Origin of the sequence: Streptomyces avicenniae (genome assembly GCF_000719135.1) — a bacterium.
Lineage (GTDB): Bacteria > Actinomycetota > Actinomycetes > Streptomycetales > Streptomycetaceae > Streptomyces > Streptomyces avicenniae.
Map to the genome: position 1 here is coordinate 256,533 of NZ_JOEK01000003.1, position 15,677 is coordinate 272,209.

The following is a 15,677-nucleotide window of genomic DNA, read 5'->3' on the forward strand; positions in this document are numbered from 1 at the left end:
TTCGCCAGGAAGTGACGACATGATCTCGTTCGAGGAAGCACTGCGGAACGCGGCCGAGTTCCTGCGGGACGCGTACCGCGACATGGATTACACCTTTGTGATGCTGCCCGAACTCTCCCATGAGTACCGGACGTTGTGGACCGTCGCGTTCGACACCCAGGAGCATCTGGACACCGGTGACCCGTTCAAGGCCCCGATGACCCTGGTGCTCGTCGTCCCCAAGGACGGCTCCACGCCCAGCTTCCCGCCCTCGGCCCGGCCCCTGAGCGACTACGTCACGCAGCTGGAGGGCGGGCAGTGAGCGATCCCCGGCAGGTGGCCACGCGGTGGCTGGAGCGGACCTACGGCGGACGGGTCGCGCTGCGCCGTCCCGATCCCGTGCTGGAGACGCCCGAGACATGGCTGTTCTCCTGCACCGCGACCGACGCGGCCGGGGCGGGGGACGAGGCCCTGCTCACCGTGTCGCTGGCCGTGCCGCGGAACGGGTCCATCCCCTTCCACCCGGCGACGGACGACCCCTGGGCGGACGTCGCGGCCTTCGACGCCGCCCCCACCCCCCGCCTGCCCCGCGCGCAGGCCGGGCGCCTCAACTCCCGCGGCTGCGTGCTGGCCATGCACGCGGCGCTCGGCGGCGCCAAGGCGACGCCGCTGCCCTGGCGGCCGGAGCACGAGCGCGCCGGGTGGTGGGAGCGGCTGGTGGACCAGTTCGCGCCCGAGACCGAGGTGGCGCCCTGCCGGGACTGGGACGAAGTGGTCGCCGTGGTCGCGTCGTACGGGCCCGACGCGCGCGGACTCGTCTGGATGCGCAGGGAGTTGGGCGGGGAGGAGTCCAGCGGTCACCTGCTCTACGCCCACCACACCGACGGCCGTGTGGCGCTGGTCGATCCCATGGCCGGGCGGCTGGGCCGTGCGGAGGTCGAGGGCGTCCGCAGGCTCACCCTCGCGGTGGCCCCGAGCCCCGACGAGGTGCCGGGCCCCGCGTTCGCCGCTCCGCCGTGGCAGACACGTGCCGAGGGCTTCGACGCGGCGGTCGCGAAGGCCGAGTCCTGGCTGGGTGAGGTGTACGGCGGGGACGTGGTCCTCGTCGCGCCCGACGCCACGGACGAGGGGCCGCGCGGCTGGCTCTTCGCCTGCAACACGAAGCGGTTCGCCGAGACGGGCCGCTGGCAGGACGGCATGCTGGACGCCGCCCTCGTCGTCCCGAAGGACGCGTCGCAGCCCTTCGCCCTGCCCAACTCCTCGCCGTGGCAGTGGCTCAGGGAGTGGCAGGCGGGCGGGACACCGGCCGGGGCGCCCCCGGCTCCGGACACCGGCGCCTGGCTCGCCCCCACGATGAAGCGGCTCGGCGGCGTCGTCTCGGCCAGCGACCACATGGACTGGCGCACGCTGATCGCCGAGCTGGCGGATTTCCCCGAGGGCAGCAGGGCGCTGGCCTGGGTCCGCAGGAACGACGAGCGGGGCCGCGAGTCCGTGGGGCTGCTGATCAACGGCGCGACCACGGCCGACGGCGTCGTGCTGATCGACAGCATGACCGGTCAGTCGGCGCAGTTGGAGACGCAGGACGTACGCGCGCTGCACCTGATCCGCTACCGGTAGGGCCCGTCCGGCCCCCTCGAAAATCGCATGACGCCCGGCGGTCGATCGTCCACACTCCACGGGTGGCCACCATCGACGACGGGACGGAGCGCGGCCCGGCGCCGTCAACTCCCTTGTCCATCGCGGCCGGTCGCGGCCTCGGCGCCGTCCCGCCGACAGCCCTGGTGCTGCTCGGCATCGTCAGCGTGCAGGTGGGTTCGGCGCTGGCCAAGAACCTGTTCGACACCGTCGGCAGCTTCGGCACGGTCGCGCTGCGCCTGTTCTTCGCCGCCGCGATCCTGATGCTGCTGTGGCGGCCGTCACCGCGCATGAACCGCCGCGCGTGGACGGTGGTGTGCGGCTACGGCGTGGTCCTCGGCCTGATGAACCTGTGCTTCTACCTGGCGCTCGACCGCATCCCGCTCGGCATCGCGGTGACCGTCGAGTTCCTCGGCCCCCTGACCGTGGCCCTCGCCGGGTCGCGGCGCTGGCTGGACGCGTTCTGGGCCCTGCTCGCGGCGGGCGGCGTCGTCCTGCTGCTGGGCGGACGCGGCGAACTCAACGTGGGGGGCTTCCTGTTCGCCCTCGCCGCCGGGGCGTGCTGGGGCCTGTACATCCTGGCGGGCGCGGCGCTCGGCCGTCACACCACGGAGGGCAACGGGCTCGCGCTCGGCATGGTCGTCGCGGCCCTGGTGACCGTGCCGTTCGGCGTGGCCGACAGCGGGACGGCGCTGCTCGCGCCGTGGGTCCTGCTCGCGGGGCTCGGCGTGGCGCTGCTGTCCTCGGTGATCCCGTACTCGCTGGATCTGGAGGCGCTGCGCAGGATGCCGCCGCGCGTGTTCGGCATCCTGATGAGCCTCGAACCGGCGATGGCGGCCCTCATCGGCCTCGTCCTGCTGGGCGAGACGCTGCTGTGGTCGCAGTGGATCGCGGTGCTGTGCGTGGTCGCGGCGTCGGCGGGCGCCACGCGCGGCGCCCGCCCGGAGGTCTGAGCCCGCGCGTCCTGCGTCCGGCGGATTCAGCCGATCCGGTCGGCGAAGAGCGTCAGGCTTTCCTGGCCGAGGGGTTCGAGCGTCACGCTCTCTCCGCCGTCGTCGCTGCCGATGACGGAGGTGCCCGGAGCCTCCCCCTGCGTCACACGGCAGTCGTCCACGGGCTCGAACGGTCCGACCGCCAGGCTCAGTTCGTCCCACGCGGCGAGCCGCGCCCGGAAGGAGCAGGTGGCGTCACGGTCCGGCGGGGCGATCGTCGCCACGACGCTGCCCTGCGCGCCGTTGAGCAGCGTCAGTGTCCACGGCCCGTCCGTCGCGGGGAGGTCCCAGAACTCGGTCATCTGCTCGGCGGGCAGGGCGTAGCGGCCGAAGACCTCGGTGGGGAAGGGCCGTCCCTCGGGCTGCGCCGCGGTCTGCATGCCGTCGGTGAACTCGTCCCGCCAGCCGAGGCCGACGAAGTCGCCTTCGAGGTCGTCCAGCCACAGGACGCCGTCTGCCGTCGTCGCCGGGCAGAGCTCCCCGAGCCCCGGGTCGGGGCTCACCTGGGTGATCTCCCAGTCGAGCAGCCAGGCCCCCGCGCCGCCGGGGACGGGCTCCGCATCGGTGTACGGCTCGTCCGTCAGCCGGATGGTCATCTCGCACATGACGTACCGGCTCGTCCAGTAGAGGACCCCGGCGCCGTTCTCGTCCACGGAGAAATCGACGATGTAGCTCTCGTTCGAACCGAGCCAGGAGTTGACGAAGACCTCGGGCGGCCCCTCGGTGGACGGCGCGTCCTGCGTCGTGGTCGCCGAAGGGGACGAGTCGGCCGCCGTGCCGTCCTCGCCGCCGCCCGGCAGGAGCGACGCCGCGAGTGCCACACCGGCGGCGACCGCGGCGACCGCCGCGGCGGCGATCCACGGGCGGCGCCGCCTGACCGGCGCGGGCGGGGCCGGGGCCGGGGTCGGGGGAGGAGGCGGCGGGAACGCGGTGACGGTCGGGGCGTAGGGCGACGCCGGGGGCGAGGCGGGGCGCGTCACCTCCTGCGCGGCCGAGACGATGGCGTCGTTCCTGGCGCGCACCGAGGCCAGGACCCTGTCCGGCAGCCACCCGCGGGGCACGCCGTCCAGCCGGCCGAGCGTGACGTCGAGTATCCGGTCCAGGGCCGGACGCGCGGCGGGGTCACGCGCCAGGCAGGCGGCGACGAGGGGACGTATCCCCTCGGGCACGCCGTCGAGGTCGGGTTCGCCGTACCGGATGGCATACATGAGGGCCAGCGGTTCCGCGTCCTCCGGGCCGAACGGTGTGCGGCCCGTGGCGGCGAAGGTCAGCACCGCGCCGAGGGTGAAGAGGTCGCCGGCCGGGGTGAGGGGCGCGCCGGGCTCCAGCTGTTCCGGGCTCATGAACCCCGGCGAGCCGATGGTGGCGCCGGTGCCGGTCAGCCGCTCGGCCGCCGAGGTGACGACATGGGCGATGCCGAAGTCGATGATGCGGGGGCCGTCGAGTGTGACCAGCACGTTCGACGGTTTCAGGTCGCGGTGCACCAGCCCGGCGGCGTGGATGTCGCGCAGGGCCTGCGCGAGGCCGTTCGCCAGGGCGACGACGCTGTGTTCCGGCAGCCGGCCGAACTCCGCGACGACCTCGTCAAGCGGCGGGCCGGGGACGTACTCGGTGACGACCCAGGGCGTGGCCGTCTCGACGTTGTGGCTCAGCACCCGGGCGACCCAGTTCCCGCCCACGCGCATCGCGGCACGGATCTCGCGCTCGAACCGCTCGCGGAACTGGGGCTGTTCTGCCAGGTCGGGCCGTACCGTCTTCACCGCGACCAGCCGGTCCAGCTCGGAACGGGCGAGGTAGACGGCCCCCATGCCGCCCGCGCCCAGCCTGCCGAGCAGCTGGTGACCGCCCAGTTGACGCGGATCGCCCGCCCCCAGAACCTCCACGCCCCCCGGCTCCTCCCCGCCGTCCGCCCGCACCCGCGCCCCGTGCCCGTGTCGCGCACGCGTTCGCAGTCAACACGGCAAGCTAGCAGACGCCTCCGGCCCGTGACGGGGCCGGGGCCGGGTCAGGCGCCGGTCACCTCGACGGCGGCCAGGTTCCGCTTGCCGCGCCGCAGCAGCAGCCAGCGGCCGTGCAGCAGGTCGTCCGCCGTGACGGCGGCGTCCTCGGCGGCCACCTTGGCGTTGTTCACGTACGCGCCGCCCTCCTTGACGGTACGGCGCGCGGCCGAACGGCTCGCGACGAGGCCCGAGTCCGCGAGCAGATCGACGACCTGGCCGGGCTCGCGCACCGTGACGCGCGGGAGTTCGGCGAGCGCCGCCGTGAGGGTCGGCTCGTCGAGCGCGGCGAGGTCGCCCTGCCCGAACAGCGCCTTCGACGCGGCGACGACGGCGGCGCACTGCGCGGCGCCGTGCACCAGCGTGGTCAGTTCCTCGGCGAGCGCGCGCTGCGCGGCCCGCGCCTGGGGGCGTTCCTCGGTGACCTTCTCCAACTCCTCAAGCTCGGCACGGGACCTGAAGGAGAGGACGCGCAGGTAGCGGGAGACGTCGCGGTCGTCCGTGTTCAGCCAGAACTGGTAGAAGGCGTAGGGCGAGGTGAGTTCGGGGTCGAGCCAGAGGGTGCCCGTCTCCGACTTGCCGAACTTCGTGCCGTCCGCCTTCGTCATCAGCGGCGTGGCGAGGGCGTGCGCCTCGGCCCCCGGCTCCAGGCGGTGGATGAGGTCGAGCCCCGCGGTGAAGTTGCCCCACTGGTCGCTGCCGCCGAGCTGGAGGGTGCAGCCGTGGCGTCGGTACAGCTCCAGGAAGTCGTTGGCCTGGAGCAGCTGGTAGCTGAACTCGGTGTAGCTGATGCCCTGTTCCGACTGGAGCCGCTGGGCGACCGAGTCCTTGGTCAGCATCTTGTTGACGCGGAAGTGCTTGCCGACGTCGCGCAGGAAGTCGATGGCGGACAACGCGGCGGTCCAGTCGAGGTTGTTGACCATGACCGCCGCGTTGTCGCCCTCGAACGACAGGTACGGCGTGATCTGTTCGCGCAGCCGGTCCACCCAGCGGGCGATGGTCTCCGGGTCGTTGAGGGTGCGCTCGGCGGTCGGCCTGGGGTCGCCGATGTGGCCGGTCGCGCCGCCCACCAGCGCGAGCGGCCGGTGCCCCGCCTGCTGGAGGCGGCGGACGGTGAGCACCTGCACGAGGTGGCCGACGTGCAGGCTGGGCGCCGTGGGGTCGAATCCGCAGTAGAAGGTGACGGGGCCGTCGCCGAGGGCCTTGCGGAGCGCGTCCTCGTCGGTGGACTGGGCGATCAGCCCGCGCCACGTCAGCTCCTCGACGATTCCCATCACGTTCCGCCTTCTCGTTCTCGTTGTCCGGCCGCCTGTCCTGGCACAGCGGCCAGCGTAGCGGTCGCTCAGGCGGCCTCGACGCGCCATGTCACGCCGTGCGGCGCGAGCGCGTCGAGGAACGGCCGGGGGGCGAACGCCTGCGCAGGGGACAGGACGCCGGGGCCCGGCGGCTCCGTCACGAGGCGGTGGGCGGCCTCCACGGCGATCACCGCGGTGAGGCCGTACCCGTCCGGGCCGCCCGCCCAGCCGCGCGCCCGGCGGCCGTCGGGGGCGGTGGCCTCGGCCAGCATCAGCCAGCGCCCCGCCCGGCGCACGTCCTCCGGGACGGTCTCCGGCACGGAGTCGAGCACCTCGGGCGTCAGCGACGCGAACATCGCGGCCACCTCGGCCCGTATCGCGGCGTGCACGCGCCGCGCCGTCACGTGACGCGGCACGGTGGCCACGCCCGGCAGCGGGAACGCCCGCATCGGCGCGGCCCGCGTCTCCCCCGGCGGGACGAGCGGCGCGGGCTCGCCCTTCGCCACACGCCACGCGCCGTCCGCGTACTCCAGGCCGGGTTCCGCGGCGATGGCGGCCATCGACCTGGCCGTGCCGCGCGACGCGCCGCCGGTCGGGAGCCGCAGGTCGGCGACGAGCAGGTCGTCCACGGCGTCGAGGCGGGCCGCCGTCAGCGCGGCGACCAGGTCGCCTGGGCCGCCGTCGTCGGCCATGCCGGGCACGACGGCGACCCCGGCGCGCGCCGCCTCGTCGCCGAACAGGGCGTGCACCCGCTGTATCCACCCCTGCTCGCCCGTGGTGTCCACGTACGGTGTCCGCGCCGCGAGCGCCGCGCGCACGACCGGCTCGCCCCACAGCGTGAACGGCCCGGCGCAGTTCACCACCGCGTCGCAGTCGGCGAAGGCGGCGGCGAGCCCCGCCGCGTCCCCCAGGTCCGCGACCCGCACCTCGGCGCCCTCACCTGCGGCCACGGCGCGCAGCCGCGCCCCGTCCCGCCCGACGAGCACCGGCGCGAACCCCCGCCGCGCCACCTCCCCGACGACCAGCCCACCGGTGAACCCACTCGCGCCGTACACCGCGATCCTCATGCCAGCTCCCTAACCGTCGATCCTTGCGCCACCGACGCTAGGCAGCGCCCCGGCGGCGGCCCATGTCCTGCCGTCCTCCCTGGATATCCGTCCGTCCACGCGGCGCGGCCCGCGTCAGTACGCTGGGCCCGTGGACGTACTGAGCGACGCGGTCGCCGCGATGCGTACGGGCGCGCCGCACTCGTCGCGGACCGAGCTGCGCGCTCCCTGGGGCATACGTTTCGCCCCGCAGCAGGGCGCCGGGTTCCACGTGGTGCTGCGCGGCGTCTGCTGGCTGCTGCCGGTGCGCGGGGAGCCGATCGAGCTGCGCCCGGGTGACGTCGCGTTCCTGCCGCGCGAGCTGGGCCACGCCATCGCCGACTCCCCGGTGACGCCCCTGGCCGACGCGGGGACGCCGGCCGCGACCGGGCGGCAGGACCCGTCCGCCCCGGCGACGCTGATGCTGTGCGGCGCGTACCGGCTTGACCAGTCGCGCGCGCATCCGCTGCTGGCCGAGCTGCCGGACGTCGTGCACCTCCCGGCCGGGGACGGGCCGCACCCGTCGCTGCGCGGGGCCGTGGACCTGTTGCGGCACGAGCTGGCTGCCGAGCCGCTGCCCGGCACGCCCGGCGTGCTGCCCGCGCTGGTGGACGTGCTGCTGCTGTACATGCTGCGCGCGTGGTACGACCGCGAGGACCGTACGGGCTGGGGCGCCGCGCTGCGCGATCCGGCCGTGGCGGCGGCGCTGCGGGCCGTGCACCGGGACCCCGGGCACCCGTGGACGGTGCGGGGGCTCGCGGAGGAGGCGGGGCTTTCGCGGTCGGCGTTCGCGCAGCGCTTCGCGGCGGCGGTGGGGTCGCCGCCGCTGGCGTTCGTGACGTGGTGGCGGATGACGGCGGCGGCGCGGCTGCTGCGGGAGAGCGATCTGCTGCTGCGGACGGTGGGGGAGCGCGCGGGCTACACGTCGGAGTACGCGTTCGCCAAGGCGTTCCGGCGGGAGTTCGGCACGGCGCCCGGCCGGTACCGCGCCGCGCACCGGGGCCAGGGCGGTGTCCCGGCCGAGCGGTACGGCGCGCTGTCGGCATGACGCCATGACGGCATGACGCCCTGACGGCGGGCCGCGTACGGTCGGGGGATGGCCGAGTACGTACGCCCTGCCCTGGCGTCGCCCGTCTTCCGCGACGGTTCGGGCGCCGTCATCGCCTACGGCGACCGCTGGCCCTTCGAGGAGGAGCCGCCCGAGGACGCGTACAGCGTCACCGCGCATCCGGAGCGTTTCGCCCCGCTGTTGACGGTGGCCGAGGCGCTGATCGCGCATCTCACCGCGGAGTTCGACGTGGTGGTGGAGGAGGGCGAGGAGGAGCGGGACGGCGAGCGCGTGCGGACGGTGACGTTGACGCCCGGCGCGGCGGACGCGGCGCCGCTGTCGTTCGCGTTCACCGGCTTCCCGTCCGTGACGGTGCGGGGCGGCTCGTACTTCGCGGCGGCGTTCCCGCACTGCGGGTGCGACGCGTGCGACGACTCGGTGGCGGGGCTCGCGGACGAGCTGGAGTGGCAGGTCCTCGCGGTCGCGGCCGGGCGGCTGCGGGAGACCATGCGCCGGGGCAGGGTGACCTGCGCGGTCTCCTCGCCCGACGGGGACGAGAGCAGCACCGAGTACCGGGTCGCCCGCGTCGGCGCCGGGCCGCCCCTGCCGCCCGACGGCTGGCGCCCCTGGCCCGCGCGCGCCTGACACCGCTGACGCCGCACGTCACTCGCCGGGCTCGCGATCCGGCGCGAACGCCGCCGGGTTGACGTACCCCCGCCGCGCGAGGGCCGCGCCCATCGCGGTGCGCGAGTGCAGCGCCGTCCTGCCCGAGCGGACCGTCCTGACGAGGCCCGCGTCGCGCAGCACGGCCAGGTGCTGGCTCGCCGAGGACGGCAGGACCCCCGCGCGGCGGGCCAACGCGCCCGTGCTGCCGCTCTGTTCGAGCGCTTCGAGGAGCGCAGCCCGCGTGTGGCCGAGCAGCGCGGCCAGCGAGAGCCGGTGCGCCTGCGCCCCTGGCGGTTCGGCGGCGGGCCGGTGCTCGACCGGGTAGACGAGCACGGGCGTGCGGTCGTCGTGCAGCAGCGTCACGCCGGTGTCGAGACAGAAGAACGACGGCACGAGCACGAGCCCCCGCCCGCCCAGCACGAGGTCCTGCTCCACCGGGTAGTCCACCTCAAGGACCGGCGGGCGCCAGCGCAGCGCGGGCGGCAGCGCCCCGAGCAGCCCCTCGGTGCCCTCGCCGAGCATCCGTGCCGCCCGCCGCGCACGGTCGGCGAGCACCTGTTCCTCGACGCGCGACCAGAACGGCGCGAGCACGGCGGCGTGGTAGGCGGCCAGGGCGGCGCCGAGCCGTTCGTACGCGAGCGGCGCCCCGCGCCACAGGGCGTCGGCGAACGGGGCGGGCGTACGGCGCCGGTCCAGGTGCGCGAGGTCGCGGCGCACGGTGGCGCGCGGGGTGGCCGCGACGTGGGTGACGGCCTCGCCGACGTCGGTGAACGGGTCGGGCGGGGTGAGGAAGTCGGGGAAGTAGCCCGCCGGGGGGACGAGCGCGGACAGCAGGCGCCAGTCGGGCGGCAGCGCGCGCGACGCCGCGCTCCGCCACCGTCGCACCAGCAGCCCGCCGTCACGCCGCTGGAAGCGGTGCAGGCTGAGGATCGTCTCCCACATCGGCAGCGGCCCGTCCGCCAGCCGGGTACGCCCCAGGTCCTCCCCCGAGAAGTGCACACGCAGCACGTGAACCATCCCCCGTGCAATCCCCCTTGCAGTACCACCCAGTGAAGCAGAGGGCGGACGTTTCATACAGGGGTGAATCGTCGCCGCCGCCCGCAGGGGGCGCGGCAGGGTGGGGGCACGCCGCGGGGCCGGGACGGCTCCGCGGGACATCACGACCGAGGGGGAATCATGAGGCGAATCCGCAGGAGCGTGGGCGTCGCGGGGGCGGCGCTCGTCATGACGGCGACGGGGGTGGCCCTGGCGCCGACGGCGTCCGCCGCGCAGAGCGACTGCCCGCGCGGCCACGTCTGCGTGTGGGACAACCCGAACTTCAGCGGCCTGCCGCGCTGGAAGTCGCAGGGCAACCTGTCAGGACTGCACTCCGAGAACGGCATGTCGATCGTCAACAACGGCGTGGCCGACCCGGGGGCCGACCACATCCGCTGGCGCGTGACCTGGGACGACGGGCAGTACGCGAGCGGCTGCCTGCACTACCCGCCGGACTCCAACGCGCACCGGTTCACCGGCGGCGGGGGCGTGACGCTGAACTCCGCCGTGTGGGGCCCCGAGTGCTGAGCGGGGCGTGACCTGCCGTGCCGCGTCCTGCGAGGGTGGGCGCGGCGCGGTTCATGCGGTGGGGGGTGTGTCGAGTGCGGGGGCGAGGACGGCGAAGGCCAGGTCGAGCAGCGCGGCCGGGTCCTGCGCGCCGTCGCTGCCGCTCCAGCGGACCAGCACGGTGTGGAACGCGGCCAGCGCCATCCCGGCGGCCAGGGGCGGGTACAGGGCGGTGGCGGGGTCGAGGCCGAGGCGCTCGGCCAGCTCCACCGCCAGGTCGTCGCGCCACTGACCCTGGTGTTCGAGGAAGCGTGCGAGCAGCGGGGGCGTGCGGAGGATCAGCCGTACGACGGGCAGCGCGCGTTCTGCCCGGCCCGAGCAGGCGTCCACGGCGACCCGCACGGCGTGCAGCAGCGCGACGGACGGCGGCTCGGCGGGGGGACGGGCCGCCAGCTCGGCGCGGATGGCGGCGCCGAGCCCCGCGAGGAACTGGACGACCACGTCCTCCTTGGACGCGAAGTGCCGGAAGAACGTGCGCCGGGACACCCCGGCGGCGGCGGCGATCTCGTCGATGGTGACCGCGTCGAACCCTTTGCGGGCCAGCAGTTGCAGGGCGGCCTCGGTCAGTTCCCTGGCGACGAGCTGGCGTTTGCGCATCGCGAGGCTCGGCGGCTGCTCCTGGAGGCTGGACACCCGACCCATGGTACACACCATGCCGTGCGCGGCATCCAGTGCCATGTTGACACTGAATGCCACGCACGGCACCATGCGACACATGTCATCCGTGAAACAGCAGCCATGGACCACCGCGCGCATACCGGACCAGACCGGGCGCGTCGCCGTCGTGACGGGCGCCGCCGGGGGCCTCGGCCTGGCCACCGCCCGCGCGCTCGCCGACCGGGGCGCGCGGGTCGTCCTCGCCGTGCGCGACGAGGAGAAGGGACGGCGCGCGGCCGGGAAGATCACCGCCGCGCAGCCGGACGCGCGGCTCGACGTACGCCGCCTCGACCTGGCCGACCCCGCCTCGGTCGAGGAGTTCGCCGCAGGGCTGCGCGCCGAGCACGCGGCGCTCGACCTGCTCGTCAACAACGCGGGGATCATGGCGCCGCCCAGGACGCTGACCGCCGCCGGGCACGAGGCGCAGTTCGCGACCAACCACCTCGGCCACTTCGCGCTGACCGGGCTGCTGCTCGGGCCGCTCGCACAGGGGCGCGACCCGCGCGTGGTGACCGTCAGCTCGGTCAACCACCGCAAGGCCACCCTGCGGTTCGACGACCTCACCGGCGCGCGCCGCTACTCCGCCATGGGCTTCTACAACCAGTCGAAGCTGGCCAACGCCGTCTTCGGCCTGGAGCTGCACCGGCGGCTGACGGCGGCCGGGAGCCCCGTGCGCAGCGTCCTCGCGCACCCGGGCTACACGGCGACCGGCCTCCAGACGTCCGCGCCGATCGGCGTGTGGCGGCTGGTGTTCGGCCGGATCGGCAATCCGCTGCTCGCTCAGCCGGTGGAGCGCGGCGCGCTCCCGCAGCTGTACGCGGCGACGGAACCGGGCGTGCGCGGCGGCGAGTTCATCGGGCCCGACGGCACGGCCGAGCTGCGCGGCGCGCCGACACGCGTGCACGCCGCGCAGGCGGCGGCCGATCCGGGGACCGGCCGCCGCCTGTGGGACGTGTCGGAGGAACTGACCGGCGTGCGCTACGTGTTCACACCCGCCGGTTGAACGGACCGGCGCGTCAGCCGATCTGGTAGATCGCGGTCGTGCCGCTCGTCTCGTGGCCGACGACGAGCAGCGGACGGCCGTTCGGGCTGTCCTGCGCGGAGATGAACGTCAGCCCCTCGGGGCCGAGGTCGCCCGCCGTCCCGGACTCCGGATCGCCGCTGAAATCACGGGAGTTCACATAGCCAGCCAGCTCCGGGTCGCGCGGGTCCGACAGGTCGTAGGCGACGACGCCGCCGACCCGCTCAAGACCGGCGAACGCGTACGTCGTGCCGCGCACCGTGCCGACCGTCACGCCCTCGGGCTCGGGGCCCTTGGCGTCACTGCGCGAGTCGGGGTCGTTCTCGGTGTTGTCGGTGTTGAAGTCGTCCGGGTGCCGCTCGGCGATCAGGCGCTCCAGCTCGTCGCCCGAGTCCCACAGCAGGCGGCCCCGCGTGTCGCGGACGGACAGCGACCGGCCGCCCATCGCGTGCAGCTCGGTGACGCGCCCCTGGGAGTCGCGCGGCGAGGTGTCCGTGACGGTGAGGCGCCCGAGGACGTCCTCACGCTGGAGGTACGCGGCGTCGGGGAAGGCGCGCGGGGAGAGTTCGAGGTCGCCGACGCGGACCTCCTCGGCGTAGCAGTCCCAGTCGCGGGCGTCGCCCTCGTTGGCCGTCACCAGGTAACGGCCCCCGCCGAAGGCGGCGATGGCGTCCGGCTCGTACAGGCCCTCCACCGGGCGGCGGGAGATCTGCGCGCCGCCGTCCTCGTCGGACGCGTCGAGGCCCTGGCCGCGGCGGCTGTGGTCCTTGGTGCCCAGCGCCTCGACGCCGGTGACCCGGCCGCGCCGCAGATCGACGGTCGCGAGCGCGTTGTTCTCCTGGAGCGTGACGTACGCGGTGTCGCCGTCGGGGGAGACGGCCGCGTACTCCGGCTCGAAGTCCTGCGCGGCGGACGCGCCGGGCCCGTAGATGCGGATGCCCTCGGCGCGCAGCCGGTCCTCGCGGCCGTTCCAGGCGCGGAAGTCGGCCGTACGGGTGCCGGTGACGCGGCCCGAGCGGTCGAGGGAGACGACGGAGACGGACCCCTCGGGGTCGGTGCCGTCGGCGCAGTACGAGTCGGGCTCGCCCTCGTTGACGACGACGAGGCGGCGGCCGTCGGGCGTGAACGTCACCATGTCGGGCAGCGAGCCGACGCGCTGGGAGTCCACGAGGCGGCCGTCACGGGCGCGGAAGATCGACACCGTGCCGCGGTCGGTCTTGTCGGCGGCCTCCTGCGCGACGGCGACGAGGCCGCCGTGGACGGAGACGCTGTTGGCGCCGGGCGTCGCCAGCTCGGCGACCTTGCGGGGGCGGCGGGGGTCGGAGATGTCGAGGACATCGACGGTGCCGCGCTCCGCGTTGATGGTGAACACCCGCTCGGTGCGCGGGTCGTAGGCGGTGATCTCTGCGGCGCCCTCGTCGAAGGCGCCCGTCTCGTAGCGGCCGATCAGGGTCAGGTCGAGGCCGTCGTCGTGGTGGCGCCCGTGCGCGGCGGCCGGGGTGACGAGGGTGGCCCCGAGCACGGCGACCGTGCCCAGGACGGCGAGTCTTCGGTGCTTCATGGGGCGGATCGTCGCGGACGACCGGGGCCCGCCGTGTGAACCCGGTCCGTTCGCCAGGTGAACAGCGGAGCAATCCCGGCCGTCACGACCCTGGGCGCGCCGGATCGTCCTCGTACCGGGCGTACTCGGGCGATGCGGTGACGCGGCGTGCGTGCCAGGCGGCGCGAGCAGGGCGACCCCTGTGAAGACGCGCCCTGGCACGGCGGGGGTGACGGGGGCCCGCCGCGGTGCGAAGGTGGCGTGCATGAGCACTCTTGTCGCGACGCTGCGCGAGGGCCTGCCGGACGGCGCGGTCCTCACCGACCCGGACGTCACTGCCGCCTACGCGCACGACATGGCGGGCTTCTGCCCCGCGGGCGAGCCCGCGGCCGTCGTGCTGCCGAGGACGGTCGAGGAGGTGCAGCACGTGCTGCGGACGGCGCACGCGCTGCGCGTCCCCGTCGTCCCGCAGGGCGCGCGCACCGGCCTGTCGGGCGGCGCGAACGCCGTGGACGGCTGCGTCGTGCTCTCGCTGATCCGGATGGACCGCGTCCTGGAGATCGACACGGTGAACCGCGTCGCCGTCGTCGAGCCAGGCGTCGTCAACGCCGACCTGTCGAAGGCCGTCGCCGCGCACGGCCTCACCTACCCGCCCGACCCGTCGAGTTGGGAGCAGTGCACCATCGGCGGCAACATCGGCACCGGCGCGGGCGGCCTGTGCTGCGTCAAGTACGGCGTGACGGCCGAGTACGTGCTCGGCCTCGACGTCGTGCTCGCCGACGGGCGGCTGCTGCGCACCGGGCGGCGGACGGCCAAGGGCGTGGCGGGCTACGACCTGACGCGCCTGTTCGTCGGCGCGGAGGGGACGCTCGGCGTCGTCGTACGGGCCGTGCTCGCGCTGCGCCCGGCGCCGCCGCCCCGGCTGGCGCTGGCCGCCGAGTTCCCCTCCACCGTCGCGGCGGGCCAGGCCGTCGCCGAGATCATGGCGGCGGGCCACACCCCGTCCCTCCTCGAACTGATGGACGCGACGACGGTGCGCGCCGTCAACGCGCTGACGCGTATGGGCCTGCCGGAGAGCACGCGGGCCCTGCTGATCGCCGCCTTCGACACCCCTGACCCGGCCGCCGACCTGGCGGCGGTCGGCGCGCTGTGCCGGGCGGCGGGGGCCACCGAGGTCGTGCCCGCCGACGACGCCGCCGAGTCCGACCTGCTGCTCGCCGCGCGGCGGGCCGCGCTGCCCGCCCTTGAGGCGGTGAAGGGCACGACGATGATCGACGACGTGTGCGTGCCGCGCTCGCGCCTCGCGGAGATGCTGGAAGGCGTCGCCGCGATCGCGGAGGAGCACCGCCTCACCATCGGCGTCTGCGCGCACGCGGGGGACGGCAACACCCACCCCGTCGTCTGCTTCGACGCCACCGACCCGGACGAACGGGCCCGCGCCCACGCCTCGTTCGACGCGATCATGGAGCTGGGCCTCGCCCTGGGCGGCACGATCACCGGCGAACACGGCGTCGGCGTCCTGAAGCGGGACTGGCTGGCCCGTGAACTGGGGCCTGTCGGGCTTGAGTTGCAGCGGTCGGTGCGCCAGGCGTTCGATCCGCTGGGCATCCTCAATCCGGGGAAGGTCCTGTAGGCGCGACCCGGAAGGAGATCCAGACGTCGGGCGGCAGGCCGGGGCGCCCCGGCACGGGCCTGCGCTCCTCGGTCCAGGCGTCACCCGCGAGATCGGCGGCGACGCGGCGCCAGAAGGCGACGGCGCCCGCGTTCTCGTCCTGGAACGCCACCTCCCACCGGCCCGGGTGTCGGGCCGTGACCTCGCGCACGGCGCGCAGCCCGACGCCCGCCCTGCGCGCCCCGCGCACCACGAAGAAGCTGCTCAGCACGCGGACCTGCCCCGTGAGGCCGCGGACGAAGGCGAGCCCGGCCGGGCGCCCCTCGCTCGTCAGCAGGTAGGGGGCGACGTCCTCGTCGGTGAACGCGGCGCGCAGCCGGTCGTCGCGGAACGTCCCGTCGGGGCGGGGCAGCAGCCCGGTGAACTCGGACATGTCGTGGCGGAACATCAGCCACAGCCGTTCCGTCACGGGCAGGTCGGCGGCGGTGGCGCGGTACACGGACACGTCGGGTACGTCGGGCATGGGCAATGCTCCTCTCGGACATGGG

General features: G+C 74.8%; 15 protein-coding genes. 8 read left to right on the forward strand and 7 right to left on the reverse strand.

Annotation, left to right across the window (positions count from 1 at the left end; genetic code table 11):
• Positions 1-19: 19 nt before the first annotated feature.
• The 3 genes from IF27_RS07990 to IF27_RS08000 all read left to right on the forward strand — a co-directional run bounded on the left by IF27_RS07990 (position 20) and on the right by IF27_RS08000 (position 2,567).
• Positions 20-301: a YrhB domain-containing protein gene (locus IF27_RS07990; protein ID WP_052848688.1), complete on the forward strand. Its 282-nt coding sequence runs from the start codon at positions 20-22 to the stop codon at positions 299-301.
• Positions 298-1,596, forward strand: a complete 1,299-nt coding sequence (locus tag IF27_RS30020) for a YrhB domain-containing protein (RefSeq protein ID WP_110945658.1) — start codon at positions 298-300, stop codon at positions 1,594-1,596. The genes IF27_RS07990 and IF27_RS30020 overlap by 4 nt, the downstream gene beginning before the upstream one ends.
• A 62-nt stretch (positions 1,597-1,658) precedes the next feature.
• Complete coding sequence (locus IF27_RS08000; protein ID WP_052848689.1) at positions 1,659-2,567, forward strand: EamA family transporter; 909 nt, start codon at positions 1,659-1,661, stop codon at positions 2,565-2,567.
• A 26-nt stretch (positions 2,568-2,593) separates the two neighbouring features.
• Here the strand turns inward: IF27_RS08000 and IF27_RS31485 are convergent, their stop codons facing one another.
• From IF27_RS31485 to IF27_RS08015, 3 genes are all read right to left on the reverse strand, one after another.
• A complete protein-coding gene (locus IF27_RS31485) occupies positions 2,594-4,489 on the reverse strand; it encodes a serine/threonine-protein kinase (RefSeq protein ID WP_052848690.1) in 1,896 nt (631 codons plus the stop codon).
• 122 nt (positions 4,490-4,611) lie between these two features.
• Complete coding sequence (tyrS, locus tag IF27_RS08010; protein ID WP_110945659.1) at positions 4,612-5,880, reverse strand: tyrosine--tRNA ligase; 1,269 nt, start codon at positions 5,878-5,880, stop codon at positions 4,612-4,614.
• Positions 5,881-5,945: 65 nt separating this feature from the next.
• Positions 5,946-6,965 (reverse strand): saccharopine dehydrogenase family protein, encoded by a 1,020-nt coding sequence (locus tag IF27_RS08015; protein WP_052848692.1) that lies wholly within the window; start codon positions 6,963-6,965, stop codon positions 5,946-5,948.
• Positions 6,966-7,095: 130 nt separating this feature from the next.
• Here IF27_RS08015 and IF27_RS08020 point away from each other — a divergent pair, with 130 nt between their 5' ends.
• On the forward strand, positions 7,096-8,031 hold the full coding sequence (locus IF27_RS08020) for an AraC family transcriptional regulator (protein WP_052848693.1): 936 nt from the start codon (positions 7,096-7,098) through the stop codon (positions 8,029-8,031).
• Between the two features lie 48 nt (positions 8,032-8,079).
• Positions 8,080-8,676, forward strand: a complete 597-nt coding sequence (locus IF27_RS08025; RefSeq protein ID WP_052848694.1) for a DUF6226 family protein — start codon at positions 8,080-8,082, stop codon at positions 8,674-8,676.
• An 18-nt stretch (positions 8,677-8,694) separates the two neighbouring features.
• On the opposite strand, the gene IF27_RS08030 is transcribed toward IF27_RS08025, so the two are convergent.
• Positions 8,695-9,705 (reverse strand): winged helix-turn-helix domain-containing protein, encoded by a 1,011-nt coding sequence (locus IF27_RS08030; protein ID WP_052848695.1) that lies wholly within the window; start codon positions 9,703-9,705, stop codon positions 8,695-8,697.
• Positions 9,706-9,873: 168 nt separating this feature from the next.
• Between IF27_RS08030 and IF27_RS08035 the strand changes: the two genes are divergently transcribed.
• Complete coding sequence (locus IF27_RS08035) at positions 9,874-10,260, forward strand: peptidase inhibitor family I36 protein (protein ID WP_110945660.1); 387 nt, start codon at positions 9,874-9,876, stop codon at positions 10,258-10,260.
• A gap of 51 nt (positions 10,261-10,311) precedes the next feature.
• Here the strand turns inward: IF27_RS08035 and IF27_RS08040 are convergent, their stop codons facing one another.
• Complete coding sequence (locus IF27_RS08040; RefSeq protein ID WP_223290966.1) at positions 10,312-10,896, reverse strand: TetR family transcriptional regulator; 585 nt, start codon at positions 10,894-10,896, stop codon at positions 10,312-10,314.
• A gap of 118 nt (positions 10,897-11,014) precedes the next feature.
• On the opposite strand from IF27_RS08040, the gene IF27_RS08045 reads away from it, so the two are divergent.
• Positions 11,015-11,959, forward strand: a complete 945-nt coding sequence (locus tag IF27_RS08045) for an oxidoreductase (RefSeq protein ID WP_052848697.1) — start codon at positions 11,015-11,017, stop codon at positions 11,957-11,959.
• Positions 11,960-11,972: 13 nt separating this feature from the next.
• Here IF27_RS08045 and IF27_RS08050 read toward each other — a convergent pair whose 3' ends face one another.
• Positions 11,973-13,538 carry a choice-of-anchor I family protein gene (locus tag IF27_RS08050; RefSeq protein ID WP_052848698.1) on the reverse strand — a complete coding sequence of 522 codons (1,566 nt, stop codon included), beginning with the start codon at positions 13,536-13,538 and terminating at the stop codon, positions 11,973-11,975.
• A 244-nt stretch (positions 13,539-13,782) separates the two neighbouring features.
• On the opposite strand from IF27_RS08050, the gene IF27_RS08055 reads away from it, so the two are divergent.
• On the forward strand, positions 13,783-15,150 hold the full coding sequence (locus tag IF27_RS08055; RefSeq protein WP_052848699.1) for an FAD-binding oxidoreductase: 1,368 nt from the start codon (positions 13,783-13,785) through the stop codon (positions 15,148-15,150).
• Here IF27_RS08055 and IF27_RS08060 read toward each other — a convergent pair.
• Entirely contained in the window at positions 15,128-15,652 is a 525-nt protein-coding gene (locus IF27_RS08060; protein ID WP_052848700.1) for a GNAT family N-acetyltransferase, read from the reverse strand. The genes IF27_RS08055 and IF27_RS08060 overlap by 23 nt on opposite strands.
• Positions 15,653-15,677: the final 25 nt, after the last annotated feature.

What these genes read in the sequence shown, in the direction of transcription:
- IF27_RS07990 (WP_052848688.1), top strand. Translation starts at nt 20, where the DNA reads ATGATCTCGTTCGAGGAAGCACTGCGGAACGCGGCCGAGTTCCTGCGG.
- IF27_RS08015 (WP_052848692.1), bottom strand. Translation starts at nt 6,965, where the DNA reads ATGAGGATCGCGGTGTACGGCGCGAGTGGGTTCACCGGTGGGCTGGTC.
- IF27_RS08025 (WP_052848694.1), top strand. Translation starts at nt 8,080, where the DNA reads ATGGCCGAGTACGTACGCCCTGCCCTGGCGTCGCCCGTCTTCCGCGAC.
- IF27_RS08035 (WP_110945660.1), top strand. Translation starts at nt 9,874, where the DNA reads ATGAGGCGAATCCGCAGGAGCGTGGGCGTCGCGGGGGCGGCGCTCGTC.
- IF27_RS08040 (WP_223290966.1), bottom strand. Translation starts at nt 10,896, where the DNA reads ATGCGCAAACGCCAGCTCGTCGCCAGGGAACTGACCGAGGCCGCCCTG.
- IF27_RS08045 (WP_052848697.1), top strand. Translation starts at nt 11,015, where the DNA reads ATGTCATCCGTGAAACAGCAGCCATGGACCACCGCGCGCATACCGGAC.
- IF27_RS08050 (WP_052848698.1), bottom strand. Translation starts at nt 13,538, where the DNA reads ATGAAGCACCGAAGACTCGCCGTCCTGGGCACGGTCGCCGTGCTCGGG.
- IF27_RS08055 (WP_052848699.1), top strand. Translation starts at nt 13,783, where the DNA reads ATGAGCACTCTTGTCGCGACGCTGCGCGAGGGCCTGCCGGACGGCGCG.
- IF27_RS08060 (WP_052848700.1), bottom strand. Translation starts at nt 15,652, where the DNA reads ATGCCCGACGTACCCGACGTGTCCGTGTACCGCGCCACCGCCGCCGAC.